Source organism: Streptomyces sp. NPDC046303 (assembly GCF_055588085.1).
Genome location: NZ_JBVJFA010000051.1, coordinates 1 through 12,325, shown reverse-complemented (window position 1 = coordinate 12,325; position 12,325 = coordinate 1). Strand labels below are relative to the sequence as shown.

General features: G+C 71.9%; 10 protein-coding genes. 6 read left to right on the top strand and 4 right to left on the bottom strand.

What is annotated here, in order from left to right; translation table 11 throughout:
- Window positions 1-26 precede the first annotated feature (26 nt).
- Together ACZ6I1_RS32435 and ACZ6I1_RS32430 are read left to right on the top strand one after the other, a co-directional pair.
- Window positions 27-1,769 carry a pyruvate dehydrogenase gene (locus tag ACZ6I1_RS32435; RefSeq protein ID WP_469292482.1) on the top strand — a complete coding sequence of 581 codons (1,743 nt, stop codon included), beginning with the start codon at window positions 27-29 and terminating at the stop codon, window positions 1,767-1,769.
- A gap of 82 nt (window positions 1,770-1,851) precedes the next feature.
- Window positions 1,852-2,334: an ATP-binding protein gene (locus tag ACZ6I1_RS32430; RefSeq protein WP_469292498.1), complete on the top strand. Its 483-nt coding sequence runs from the start codon at window positions 1,852-1,854 to the stop codon at window positions 2,332-2,334.
- A 36-nt stretch (window positions 2,335-2,370) separates the two neighbouring features.
- Here ACZ6I1_RS32430 and ACZ6I1_RS32425 read toward each other — a convergent pair whose 3' ends face one another.
- Window positions 2,371-3,429 carry a DUF2637 domain-containing protein gene (locus tag ACZ6I1_RS32425; RefSeq protein ID WP_469292481.1) on the bottom strand — a complete coding sequence of 353 codons (1,059 nt, stop codon included), beginning with the start codon at window positions 3,427-3,429 and terminating at the stop codon, window positions 2,371-2,373.
- Between the two features lie 195 nt (window positions 3,430-3,624).
- On the bottom strand, window positions 3,625-4,485 hold the full coding sequence (locus tag ACZ6I1_RS32420; protein WP_469292480.1) for a (2Fe-2S)-binding protein: 861 nt from the start codon (window positions 4,483-4,485) through the stop codon (window positions 3,625-3,627).
- 103 nt (window positions 4,486-4,588) lie between these two features.
- On the opposite strand from ACZ6I1_RS32420, the gene ACZ6I1_RS32415 reads away from it, so the two are divergent.
- Window positions 4,589-5,254: a GntR family transcriptional regulator gene (locus ACZ6I1_RS32415; protein ID WP_469292479.1), complete on the top strand. Its 666-nt coding sequence runs from the start codon at window positions 4,589-4,591 to the stop codon at window positions 5,252-5,254.
- A 137-nt stretch (window positions 5,255-5,391) separates the two neighbouring features.
- Here ACZ6I1_RS32415 and ACZ6I1_RS32410 read toward each other — a convergent pair whose 3' ends face one another.
- Entirely contained in the window at window positions 5,392-6,201 is an 810-nt protein-coding gene (locus tag ACZ6I1_RS32410) for a hypothetical protein (protein ID WP_469292478.1), read from the bottom strand.
- A 165-nt stretch (window positions 6,202-6,366) separates the two neighbouring features.
- Complete coding sequence (locus ACZ6I1_RS32405; RefSeq protein ID WP_469292477.1) at window positions 6,367-8,046, bottom strand: PucR family transcriptional regulator; 1,680 nt, start codon at window positions 8,044-8,046, stop codon at window positions 6,367-6,369.
- 254 nt (window positions 8,047-8,300) lie between these two features.
- On the opposite strand from ACZ6I1_RS32405, the gene ACZ6I1_RS32400 reads away from it, so the two are divergent.
- The 3 genes from ACZ6I1_RS32400 to pucD are packed head-to-tail and all read left to right on the top strand — an operon-like array spanning window position 8,301 to window position 12,216.
- Window positions 8,301-9,197, top strand: coding sequence for an FAD binding domain-containing protein (locus tag ACZ6I1_RS32400; protein ID WP_469292476.1), 897 nt, complete (start codon window positions 8,301-8,303; stop codon window positions 9,195-9,197).
- A gap of 2 nt (window positions 9,198-9,199) precedes the next feature.
- Window positions 9,200-9,808: a (2Fe-2S)-binding protein gene (locus ACZ6I1_RS32395; protein WP_469292475.1), complete on the top strand. Its 609-nt coding sequence runs from the start codon at window positions 9,200-9,202 to the stop codon at window positions 9,806-9,808.
- Between the two features lie 2 nt (window positions 9,809-9,810).
- On the top strand, window positions 9,811-12,216 hold the full coding sequence (gene pucD, locus ACZ6I1_RS32390; protein WP_469292474.1) for a xanthine dehydrogenase subunit D: 2,406 nt from the start codon (window positions 9,811-9,813) through the stop codon (window positions 12,214-12,216).
- The last annotated feature ends 109 nt before the right edge of the window (window positions 12,217-12,325 follow it).

Here is a 12,325-nt window from a genome sequence, read left to right as displayed (position 1 = left end):
GGCACACCCATGGCTGGATAGGAGGCATGGCCAAGCAGAACGTCGCAGAGCAGTTCGTCGACATCCTCGTGCGCGCGGGCGTCCGCCGCCTGTACGGGGTCGTCGGCGATAGCCTCAACCCGGTGGTGGACGCAATCCGCCGGACGGGTGGCATCGACTGGATCCAGGTCCGGCACGAGGAGACGGCGGCCTTCGCGGCCGGCGCCGAGGCCCAGATCACCGGCCGCCTCGCCGCCTGCGCGGGCTCCTGCGGCCCGGGAAACCTGCACCTGATCAACGGCCTGTACGACGCCCACCGCTCCATGGCGCCGGTCCTCGCGCTCGCCTCCCACATCCCCTCCTCGGAGATCGGTCTGGGCTACTTCCAGGAGACCCACCCCGACCGGCTGTTCGCCGAGTGCAGCCACTACAGCGAGCTGATCTCCAACCCCCGGCAGATGCCGCGGGTGCTCCAGAGCGCCATCCAGCACGCCGTCGGACGCAGCGGGGTCGGCGTCGTCGCGCTGCCCGGTGACGTCGCCGCACAGCCCGCGCCGGAGAAGTCCGTGGAGCACGCCCTCGTCACCGCCCGGCCCTCGGTCCGCCCGGGCGAAGCGGAGATCGACAAGCTGGTCCGCCTCGTCGACGAGGCCGACAAGGTCACGCTCTTCTGCGGCAGCGGCACCGCAGGGGCGCACGCCGAGGTGATGGAGTTCGCCGGCCGGGTCAAGGCGCCCATCGGGCACGCCCTGCGCGGCAAGGAGTGGATCCAGTACGACAATCCGTACGACGTCGGCATGAGCGGCCTCCTCGGCTACGGCGCGGCCTACGAGGCGACCCACGAATGCGATCTGCTGATCCTGCTCGGCACGGACTTCCCGTACAACGCCTTCCTCCCCGACGACGTGAAGATCGTCCAGGTGGACATCCGGCCCGAACACCTCGGCCGCCGCTCCCAGCTGGACCTCGCCGTCTGGGGAGACGTACGGGAGACCCTGCGCGCCCTGAACACCCGGGTACGGGCCAAGACGGACCGCCGCTTCCTGGACCGGATGCTGAAGAAGCACGCCGACGCCCTGGAAGGCGTGGTCAAGGCCTACACCCGCAAGGTGGAGAAGCACACACCCATCCACCCCGAGTACGTGGCCTCGGTGCTCGACGAACTCGCCGACGAGGACGCCGTGTTCACCGTCGACACCGGCATGTGCAACGTGTGGGCGGCGCGCTATCTTTCCCCGAACGGCAAGCGGCGCATCATCGGTTCCTTCAGCCACGGCTCGATGGCCAACGCCCTCCCGCAGGCCATCGGCGCACAGTTCACCGACAGGGGCCGTCAAGTGGTGTCGCTGTCGGGTGACGGCGGTTTCTCGATGCTGATGGGAGATTTCCTCACCCTGGTGCAGTACGACCTGCCCGTCAAAGTGGTCCTGTTCAACAACTCATCCCTCGGAATGGTCGAGTTGGAGATGCTGGTTTCCGGCCTGCCCTCCTACGGGACGACGAACACGAATCCCGACTTCGCCGCCATCGCCCGCGCGGCGGGGGCGTACGGGGTGCGCGTGGAGAAGCCCAAGCAGCTCACAGGTGCTTTGAAGGACGCGTTCAAGCACCGGGGGCCCGCTCTGGTGGACGTGGTGACCGACCCCAACGCCCTGTCGATCCCGCCGAGGATCAGCGCCGAGATGGTGACCGGATTCGCCCTTTCCGCCAGCAAGATCGTGCTGGACGGCGGGGTGGGCCGGATGATCCAGATGGCTCGATCCAACCTCCGCAACGTGCCGCGCCCGTGAGCCCGCAGGAGTGCGGACCGGTCCGGGGGGCATGCATCCCGTAGACCAGTTCGAGAGCAATGAACGCGGGAGGTACACCGCCGTGCGGGTGGGGGCGAACACGGGGAAGCTGTGGAAGCGGGGCCGGCCGGTACCCCGGGAGCCCGCAGCCGAGGGCGGGGGAGCGGTGGACGGGCCGGGGATCAGCCGCAGCGTGCGCCGGGCGGATCTGAAGGCAGTAGGCGAAATCCGGCGCTCCTTACGGGAGTTGCTGCGCCACCACCGGTGCCGGGCCGATGCGGCGGAGGTGGCCGAACTCCTGATCACCGAGCTCGTCACCAACGCCCTCGTCCACACCGAGCAGGGCGCGGAGGTCTCCGCGAGCCTGGCCGCCGCCCGGCTGCGGGTGGAGGTGAGGGACTACGCCTCCCGGCGGCCCCTGCCGTACGTACCGACCGCCGACGACGGTACGCACGGCAGGGGGCTGCTCCTGGTGCAGGCGCTCGCCGACGCGTGGGGCGTGGACGTGGTGGAACCGGGCCGCGGCAAGGTGGTCTGGTTCGAACTGGACGGAGGGCTCGCCTGAGCGGGCGAGCCCTCCGGGGTCCAGGACCGGGGCCGGTCAGCCGAACTGCTGCTCCAGGTCCTTCAGTTTGCGCTCCAGCGAGTCGAGCCGGGGGATCGTCTGGGTGTCGTCCTCGGCGGTGAGGTCCACCGTCCGGGGGCCGGTCACCTCAACGGACTCGGTCCGGCTGACGGCCTGCAGGGAGGGCCTTCGGCGCGGGGGCAGCTGTGCCGATTCCGGTATGGCCGGCTCCGCGCCGACCGGCGCGGAGCCCGCTCCCTGGGTCAGTTCCGGGAGTTCGACCTGGCGGGCACGCACCCGCCCGAAGGCCCGGTGCTGCCGGCCCAGCGCCCTGATGTGCGCACGGTCCAGGCGGTGCTGCTCCCGCCTGCGGTGCCGGTCGTTCTCCTTCTCCTTCTTGTCCTCGCGCACCTCGTCCACGGCCTCGTCGAGGGTGCGCACTCCCTCCAGCAGCATGAGCGACCACGCCCCGAAGGTCTCCCGGGGCGCCCGCAGCCAGCGGACCATCCGGATCTGCGGCAACGGCCGGGGGATCAGGCCCTGTTCCCGCAGCGCCGCCCGGCGCGTCTGCTTGAGGGCCCGGTCGAAGAGGACGGCCGCGGAGAGCGACATGCCGGCGAAGAACTGCGGGGCCCCGTCATGGCCCAGGCCGCGCGGCGCGTGCACCCAGTTGAACCAGGCGGCCGCGCCCGCGAACAGCCACACCAGCATGCGCGAGCCGAGGGCCGCGTCACCGTGGCTGGCCTCGCGGACGGCGAGCACCGAGCAGAACATGGCGGCGCCGTCGAGGCCGAAGGGGACCAGGTACTCCCAGCCCCCGGAGAGGCTGAGGTTCTGCCGTCCGAAGCCGACCAGTCCGTGGAAGGAGAGCGCGGCGGCGACCGCCGCGCAGCAGAAGAGCAGGACGTAGGAGGCGGTCCCGTAGACGGCCTCCTTGCGCCTGCGGCGCTCCTCACTGCGCTCCCAGCTGTCGTCGGCAGCGGCCTTCTCGCTCTCGCGCTTGCCCCGCGCCAGTACCGCAACTGCCGCAAGTACGCCCAGGATCAACAGGCTGCCGGGCAGCAGCCAGTCCAGCGATATGTCGGTCAGTCTCATGCGGATGTCCCTGCCTCTGCCTCGCGTGTGCGGCCTTCCGGCGCCATAGTGGCGCAGCGGATCGGCTCGGCATGCCGGTTTCGGGGCAAGTGGACGCCATCGGGGGGCGGGGCCCGCCGGATAGGGTGTTGTGGTTCGAACTGGCGCCCGTGCGACGGGAGTTGTGTTCGATTGACGTCACCCTGGGGGGTGGGTTCAGCTCGGGATCGCCTCGGCCGCCGCCGTGAGGCGGGCGATGCGGTCCGCGTCGCAGGTCCGGGGGCAGGTGGCGCAGGTGTCGTCCGGCCGGATCGTGTAGAAGAGGCAGCAGCTGGCCCGGTCCCGCGTGGGCAGCGCGCTGCCGTCCGGCGCGCAGAGCGTCCGGAATCCCGCACCCCCGGTATACGGGGCGGTCGAGCCGGGCAGGAGCGCCTCCAGCTCGGCCATGGCCCGCTGCTCCTCGCCGAGCAGGTGGCCGGCGTACCAGAGGCCCTCGACGACCTCGTCGGTCACCATGCCCCACAGGGCGCGGCGGCCGCGCCGCATGCGCGGTCCGAAGCCCGCCAGCACCGGTTCGAGGTGGTGGGCCACCGCGGCCCGCACCTCGGCACGCAGCGCCTCCTCGTCGGGCACGACCCGGGCCCCGGAGAGAGCGGCCGCCGGGTCGTCCGGCAGGCAGGCGAAACCTTCGACGTGTACGGACATCCGGCCCAGGGTCCGGTGGAAGGCCACCTGCGCGGCCGGGAGGCGGGGGACCCGCCGGTGCAGGAACCAGGGCACGGTGATCAGCAGGCAGGCCGGCCACGCGTACCGGTGCAGTCCGAAGCTCGCGACCACGTCGGGGCGGGCCTGCTGCCCGTAGTCCCGCAGGACCTGGGCCTCGTCCCAGGCGAGGAAGGCGTCCAGGGCCGCTCCGCCCGCCGCGAGCTCGTCCGCGCCGACCCAGCCCGCACCGCGAGGGCCGGGTTCGTGCGCGGACCGCTCGACGACCAGCAGTCCGGCGTAGGCCTCGGCCAGCCGGGCGTACGCGTCCGCCACCGGGGAGGCGGTGGCGGGGGGAACGGCCGTGACGGTCATGACGGACCACCAAATCGCGCGATCGTTAGCAGGTTAGCCTTACCTTACCCGATCTCGGTCAGGCCGTATCCTCTGGACAGGCCGACACACCGAGGAGGACCGAGTGCACGACACGGCCCCATCCCGGGTACCGGCACAGACCCGCAAGGTGCTGCGCCATTCCGTGCGCGGACAGGTCCTCGACGCACTGCGCGCGGCGCTGGTCGAGGGCGAGCTGGTGCCGGGCGAGATCTACTCCGGTCCCACCCTGGGGGACCGCTTCGGCGTGTCCGCGACGCCCGTGCGCGAGGCGATGCAGCAGCTGGCCCTGGAGGGGGCGGTGGAATGCCTCCCGAACCGGGGCTTCCGCGTCCTGTCGCGCACGCCGCGCGAACTGGCGGAGCTGGCCGAGGTGCGGGCCCTGCTCGAGGTCCCGGTCATGCTCCGGCTGGCCCGCTCCGTGCCCGCGGAGACCTGGGAGGCCCTGCGGCCGGCCGCGGCCGCCACGGCGGAGGCGGCGGCGGCCTGGGACGTGCCGGGCTACGCGGAGGCGGACCGGGCCTTCCACCGCGAGGTCCTCGCGCTGGCGGGCAACGCGCAGCTGGTCCAGGTGGCCGAGGAGCTCCACCGGCGGGCGCAGTGGCCGCTGCCCGGCGCTCCGCGGGTGCGGCGGGCGGATCTCGTCGCCGATGCGGCGGAGCACGCGGCGCTGCTGGAGGCCCTGGCCGCCGGTGACCTCCCGGTCGTGGAGTCCCTGGTCCGCGAACACTTCACGGGCGCCACCCTCTGACCCTGCGGTCCGTCCCTGGGCTCCGCCCCTGCCCGGGCATGCCGCGATCGGGCACGCCGCCGCTGCCGGGGGCTCTGCCCCCGGACCCCCGCGCCTCAAACGCCGGCGGGGCTGGATTTGCCCCCCGACCCCGCGCCTCAGACGCCGGCCGGGCTCGATGTGTCGGGCGACGGGGTCGGGTGGAGCTGGTCGGCCAGCCAGGTCGGGATGCCGCCCAGGAGGTGGAACAGGCGGCGGGCCTCGGCGCGCAGACGGGTTGCCTCCGGTTCCGGCTCTGCTTCGGCCAGGGCGGCCAGTGCCGGGGCCGTGCCGACCAGGAAGCCCAGTTCCTCCCGGATCCGGAGGGACTCCAGGAAGCCGTGGCGGGCCTCCGCCACCTCGCCGTCCCGCAGGGCCAGCGCCGCCAGGTGCCGCCAGGTGAAGGACAGCAGGAGCGTGTCCCCGTGGGCGACCGCCCCGGCGTGCGCCCGGTGGTACGCCGGACGGGCCGACTGCGGTGCGTCCGCGAGGTGCTCCGCCACCAGGCCCCGTCGGAAGTCCAGCAGCGGGCGGGTCCGCGAGCCCGGCGACAGCAGGGCCGCCGCCCGGCCCAGCGCGGAGCGGGCCTCGTCGGCCCGGTCCCGTACGCCGAGCACGGTCGCGGCGTACGCCAGCTGGCCCCGTTCGCACGCGGCGGCGCCCCGGTCGTCGTCGTCCTGCGCGACCGCCTCGGCGACCCGCAGCGCGTCTTCCGCCTCGGCCCAGCCCTGACCTGTGAACAGGCACCGTTCGACGAGCAGCGCGGTCCGCTGCACGGCGGCTCCCGCGTTCCCGGCCTTGCCGACGTGTGGTGTCAGCAGCGCCGCCGCGTCGGTCCAACAGCCGCGCGAGCGCAGCCGCCATATCGCCCGCTGGAGGGGGTCGTCTCCCCCGGTAGTTCCGGCACCCGACATGGCGGTATCCGCCACATTGCCCTCCCCAAAGCAATCAAGCAGCACATCGTTGAGCCCTGGGGCGAAATGAGAGCACGGATCGGCGGCTCCGGCCAAGGGGTCGGGTGAACTCTTTCACAAAGTCCGGACGGATCATCAGCGGCCCCGGGCCGGACCCCGCCGGCCGCGGGGCGGATCTTCTCAGCTCATGCGCAGTGCCAGGAAGAAATCGAGCTTGTCCTCCAGCCGGGACAGGTCCCGAGCCGTCAACTGCTCGATTCGCCCGACCCGGTAGCGCAGCGTGTTGACGTGCAGGTGCAGGCGCGTCGCGCAGCGGGTCCAGGAACCGTCGCAGTCCAGGAAGGCCTCCAGCGTCGGGATGAGCTCCGCGCGGTGGCGCCGGTCGTAGTCCCGCAGCGGGTCCAGCAGCCGGGCCGTGAAGGCGCGCCGGACGTCGTCCGGCACGAACGGCAGCAGCAGCACGTGCGAGGCCAGCTCGTGGTGCCCGGCGGCGCAGACCCGGCCCGGACGGGCCGCGGCGACCCGACGGGCGTGCCGGGCCTCCTCCAGCGCCCCGCGCAGGCCCTCGGCGGAGTGCACGGCCGCGCTGACGCCCAGCGTGAGCCGCCCGTCGTCGGCCAGCCCGGCCTGCAGGGGGTCGCGCACCGCCGTCAGCAGCTCGTCGGCGTGCAGGGCCGCGTCGGGGCCCTTGTCCTCGCCGCCCTCCCCGGTCAGCGAGGGCAGCGGCACCAGCGCGATGGCCTCGTCCCCGGCGTGGGCGACGGCGATCCGGTCCGAGGGCTCCGGCCCCGAGACGGACGGGTCGACGAGGATCTCCTCCAGCAGCGACTGGGCCACCGGCCCGCCGGGGATGTCCCCGCCGTCCCAGTCCACCCGGGCCACGACGACCTGCCAGTGCGGTGCCGCGCCCAGGCCGGGCAGCAGCACCGGCGCCGCCACCCGCAGGCGGGCGGCGATCTCGGCGGGCGGAGCACCCGTCTGGACCAGTTCGAGGACTTCTTGTGCCAGGCGGCGCCGCACGGTGCGGGCCGCATCGCGCCGGTCCCGCTCGACGGCGATCAGCTGGGTGACGCCCTGGAGCAGGTCCAGGCGCTCGGCGGGCCAGTCGCCCGCGTCCGCCTCCACGGCCAGCAGCCAGTCCGAGAGCACGGTCTCGCGCACGTCGCGCGCGCCCGGACCGGTGGCGCCCCGGCCGTGTCCCCTGATCGGGAAGAGCGAGTAGGTAATACCCTGAATGGAGATCCGGTGCGGGCCCCTGCGGCCCGTCCGGACCGCCGCGAGGTGCTCACTCGCCAGGGCCGCGCACACGCCCGGTGCCAGCGGCTCGCCCGCCCCGGCGATCTGCCGGCCGGTGGGGGACAGCACCCAGGCCCGGAGATCGAGGTCGGTGGTGAGCAGATCCAGCACCACATCCGGTCCACCGCCCGCCGGACCCGAGGTCATCAGGCGGCGGTGGCGGTCCACGACGGCCGCGAGATCGCCCGCGCGCTCCCCGGAGACCTGCCGCACCACGTACTCCGTGATGGTGGCGAATGCAACGGTTTCGTTTACGGCGAACAGCGGCAGGCGGTGGCGCCGACAGGCTGATACCAGATCATCAGGGATGTCTCCCAGCTCCGCCTCGCCGGCCGCGAGCCCGGCGACGCCCGCGCTCGCCAGGATTCGTACGAACGGCTCGGAGTCGGCTGAATTTCTACGCCAGGCCAGGCCAGTAAGGACGAGTTCGCCCCCGGTGAGGTATCGGCTGGGATCACGCAGGTCGGTCGTCATGACCCCGCGGACCGTCCGGTCGAGCTCGTCCTCGCCGCCCAGCAGCCGCAGCCCCAGCGCCTCGGTTTCCAGCAGTGCGCGCAGCCGCATGATGTCGCCGCCGATCTGTCTCGATTGTTGCCGTTGGAAATCGGGCAGGTCGTCGCATCCTGCCTTTCATACGAATCTACAAGACGGGGGAGGCCGTCAGCCAACTCCTTCATGGTTTCGGTGACTGCACCCGGGGGACAAGCGGCCGGTGTACTGAGTCCACACCGCGTTAACAGCACGTGAACGACCAGTCGAGGGCCCTTAGGCCTCCTGGCTTGAAGTGAACGACACGATGAAGAAGAAGAGAGCCGCACATGGACTTCCTTCGCCCCGCCAGCTGGGAGGAGGCGCTCGCCGCTAAGGCCGAGTTCCCCACAGCTGTGCCGATTGCGGGTGGCACCGATGTGATGGTCGAGATCAACTTCGACCACCGTCGGCCGGAGTACCTCCTGGACCTGAACCGCATCGGTCTGCTGCGGGAGTGGGAGGTCGGCGAGGACGTGGTTCGTCTGGGCGCCTCCGTCCCGTACACGCAGATCATGGAGAACCTCCGCACGGAGCTTCCGGGTCTCGCGCTCGCCTCGCACACGGTCGCGTCCCCGCAGATCCGCAACCGCGGCGGCGTCGGCGGCAACCTCGGTTGCGCCTCGCCGGCCGGTGACTCCCACCCCGCGCTGCTCGCCGCCGGCGCGCAGGTCGAGGTGGAGTCCGTACGCGGCTCTCGCCTGATCCCGATCGACGAGTTCTACACCGGCGTCAAGCGCAACGCGCTCGCCGCCGACGAGCTCATCAAGACGATCCACATCGACAAGGCCGACGGCCCCCAGCAGTACTCCAAGGTCGGCTCCCGCAACGCGATGGTCATCGCGGTCTGCGCGTTCGGCCTGGCACTGCACCCGCAGACCCGTACGGTCCGCACCGGAATCGGTTCGGCCGCGCCGACCCCGATCCGTGCGAAGGCCGCCGAGGAGTTCCTGAACGCCGCGCTCGAAGAGGGCGGCTTCTGGGAGTCGGGCAAGGTCATCACCCCGTCGATCGCCAAGCAGTTCGGTGACCTCGCCTCCGGCGCGGCCAATCCGATCGACGACGTCCGCGGCACGGCGAAGTACCGCCGTCACGCGGTCGGCATCATGGCTCGCCGCCAGCTCGTCTGGACCTGGGAGCAGTACCGCGGTACCGGCAACGGCCGCTCGCTTGAAGGGGCTGCGTAATCATGCGCGTCAATTTCACTGTCAACGGCCGTCAGCAGGAAGCCGACGACGTGTGGGAGGGCGAGTCCCTCCTCTACGTCCTGCGCGAGCGCCTGGGCCTGCCCGGTTCGAAGAACGCCTGTGAGCAGGGCGAGTGCGGTTCCTGCACCGTCCGCCTCGACGGCGTGCCGGTCTGTTCCTGTCTGGTCGCGGCCGGTCAGGTCGAGGGCCGCGACGTCGTGACCGTCGAGGGCCTGGCGGACTTCGCCAAGCAGCGCGAGGAGCACGGCCACGGCGGTGCCTGCGGCACCGGCGGCGGCTGCGGGAGCAAGGGCGGCGTCTCCCTGGACGCGGCCAAGCAGTGGCAGGCCAAGCCCGCCGACTCGCAGACCGGCGAGGGCGCCCCGCTCTCCACCATCCAGCAGGCGTTCATCGACGCCGGCGCCGTCCAGTGCGGTTTCTGCACCCCGGGCCTCCTGGTCCAGGCCGACGCGCTGCTCGAGGAGAACTCCTCCCCGTCCGACCAGGACATCCGTGAGGCCCTGTCCGGCAACCTCTGCCGCTGCACGGGCTACGAGAAGATCCTCGACGCGGTCCGCCTGGCGGCCGCCCGTCAGGCAGAGGCGGTCTGACCATGGCCCAGAACACGCGCACGGTCCCGGCGGGTACGCCGACCAACGTCACGCAGAAGCACACCAAGGGCGGCATCGGCGAGTCCACGCTCCGCCCGGACGGCACCCTCAAGGTCACCGGTGAGTTCGCGTACTCCTCGGACATGTGGCACGAGGACATGCTGTGGGGCCAGACGCTGCGCAGCACCGTCGCCCACGCCGAGATCGTGTCCATCGACATCTCCGAGGCCCTGGCCATGCCGGGTGTCTACTCGGTGCTGACGTACGACGACCTGCCGGCCGAGATGAAGAACTACGGCCTCGAGATCCAGGACACCCCGGTTCTCGCCAACGGCCGGGTACGCCACCACGGTGAGCCGGTCGCCCTCGTGGCCGCCGACCACCCGGAGACCGCCCGCCGCGCGGCCGCCAAGATCAAGATCGACTACCGTGAGCTGCCGGTCGTCACGGACGAGGCCTCCGCCCTCGCTCCCGACGCGCCGCTGATCCACGAGGGCCGCGACGACCACCACTCCGGTCACGTCCCGCACCCGAACATCGTGCACCGCCAGCCGATCATCCGCGGCAACGTGGAAGAGGCCCGCAAGCGCGCCGACGTCATCGTCGAGGGCGAGTACACCTTCGGCATGCAGGACCAGGCCTTCCTCGGCCCGGAGTCCGGCCTGGCCGTGCCGTCCGAGGACGGCGGTGTCGACCTCTACGTCGCCACCCAGTGGCTGCACTCGGACCTCAAGCAGATCGCCCCCGTCCTCGGTCTCCCCGAGGAGAAGGTGCGCATGACGCTCTCGGGCGTCGGCGGTGCCTTCGGCGGTCGCGAGGACATCTCGATGCAGATCCACGCCTGCCTGCTGGCCCTGGCCACGAACAAGCCGGTCAAGATCGTCTACAACCGGTTCGAGTCCTTCTTCGGCCACGTGCACCGCCACCCGGCGAAGCTCTATTACGAGCACGGCGCCACCAAGGACGGCAAGATCACGCACATGAAGTGCAAGATCGTGCTCGACGGCGGTGCCTACGCCTCGGCCTCCCCGGCCGTCGTCGGCAACGCGTCCTCCCTCTCGGTGGGCCCGTACGTCGTCGAAGACGTCGACATCGAGGCGATCGCGCTCTACACGAACAACCCGCCCTGCGGCGCGATGCGCGGCTTCGGCGCCGTCCAGGCCTGCTTCGCGTACGAGGCCCAGATGGACAAGCTCGCGGCGAAGCTGGGCATGGACCCGGTCGAGTTCCGCCAGCTGAACGCCATGGAGATGGGCACGGTCATGCCCACCGGCCAGGTCGTGGACTCCCCGGCGCCCGTCGCCGAGCTGCTGCGCCGGGTCAAGGCCCGCCCGCTGCCGCCGGAGCGCCAGTGGGAGACCGCCGGTGAGGGCGCGGACGTCCGCGCGCTGCCGGGCGGCCTGTCCAACACCACCCACGGTGAGGGCGTCGTCCGCGGCGTCGGCTACGCGGTCGGCATCAAGAACGTCGGCTTCTCCGAGGGCTTCGACGACTACTCGACCGCCCGCGTGCGGCTCGAGGTCATCAACGGCGAGCCCGTCGCGATGGTCCACACGGCCATGGCGGAGGTCGGCCAGGGCGGTGTCACCGTCCACGCGCAGATCGCCCGTACCGAGCTGGGCGTCACGCAGGTGACCATCCACCCGGCCGACACCCAGGTCGGCTCCGCCGGTTCCACGTCCGCCTCGCGGCAGACGTACATGACCGGTGGCGCGGTGAAGAACACCTGTGAGGCCGTCCGCGAGAAGGTCCTGGAGATCGGCCGCCGCAAGAACGGCTCCTACCACCCCGCGTGGGCGACCGCCGAACTGCTCCTGGAGGGCGGCAAGGTCGTCACCGACGGCGGCGAGGTCCTCGCGGACCTGGCGGACGTCCTCGAGGGCGAGGAGGCGATCGACCTGGAGCTGGAGTTCCGGCACCGGCCGACCGTCGCCTTCGACCTGAAGACCGGCCAGGGCAACGGCCACGTCCAGTACACCTTCGCCGCGCACCGCGCGGTCGTCGAGGTGGACACCGAGCTCGGCCTGGTCAAGGTCGTGGAGCTGGCGACCGCCCAGGACGTCGGCAAGGCCCTGAACATGCTTTCCGTGGTCGGCCAGATCCAGGGTGGTACCACCCAGGGCCTCGGCGTGGCGATCATGGAAGAGATCATCGTGGACCCGAAGACCGCGAAGGTGCGCAACCCCTCCTTCACGGACTACCTGATCCCGACCATCCTGGACACCCCGACCATCCCGGTCGACGTCCTGGAGCTCGCCGACCCGAACGCGCCGTACGGCCTTCGCGGTATGGGCGAGGCCCCGACCCTGTCGTCCACCCCGGCCGTCCTCGCGGCGATCCGGCAGGCGACCGGTCTGGAGCTCAACAAGACGCCGATCCGTCCGGAAGCCCTTACCGGGACCCTCTAGGACGGCGTGGTGGGGGGGGGGGGGGGGGGGGGGGGGGGGGGGGGGGGGGGGGGGGTGGGGGGGGGGGGGGGGGGGGGGGGGGGGGGGGGGGGGGGGGCCCCCCCCGTCC

What these genes read in the sequence shown, in the direction of transcription:
- ACZ6I1_RS32425 (WP_469292481.1), bottom strand. Translation starts at nt 3,429, where the DNA reads ATGAGACTGACCGACATATCGCTGGACTGGCTGCTGCCCGGCAGCCTG.
- ACZ6I1_RS32395 (WP_469292475.1), top strand. Translation starts at nt 9,200, where the DNA reads ATGCGCGTCAATTTCACTGTCAACGGCCGTCAGCAGGAAGCCGACGAC.
- pucD (WP_469292474.1), top strand. Translation starts at nt 9,811, where the DNA reads ATGGCCCAGAACACGCGCACGGTCCCGGCGGGTACGCCGACCAACGTC.
- ACZ6I1_RS32435 (WP_469292482.1), top strand. Translation starts at nt 27, where the DNA reads ATGGCCAAGCAGAACGTCGCAGAGCAGTTCGTCGACATCCTCGTGCGC.
- ACZ6I1_RS32400 (WP_469292476.1), top strand. Translation starts at nt 8,301, where the DNA reads ATGGACTTCCTTCGCCCCGCCAGCTGGGAGGAGGCGCTCGCCGCTAAG.
- ACZ6I1_RS32405 (WP_469292477.1), bottom strand. Translation starts at nt 8,046, where the DNA reads ATGCGGCTGCGCGCACTGCTGGAAACCGAGGCGCTGGGGCTGCGGCTG.
- ACZ6I1_RS32420 (WP_469292480.1), bottom strand. Translation starts at nt 4,485, where the DNA reads ATGACCGTCACGGCCGTTCCCCCCGCCACCGCCTCCCCGGTGGCGGAC.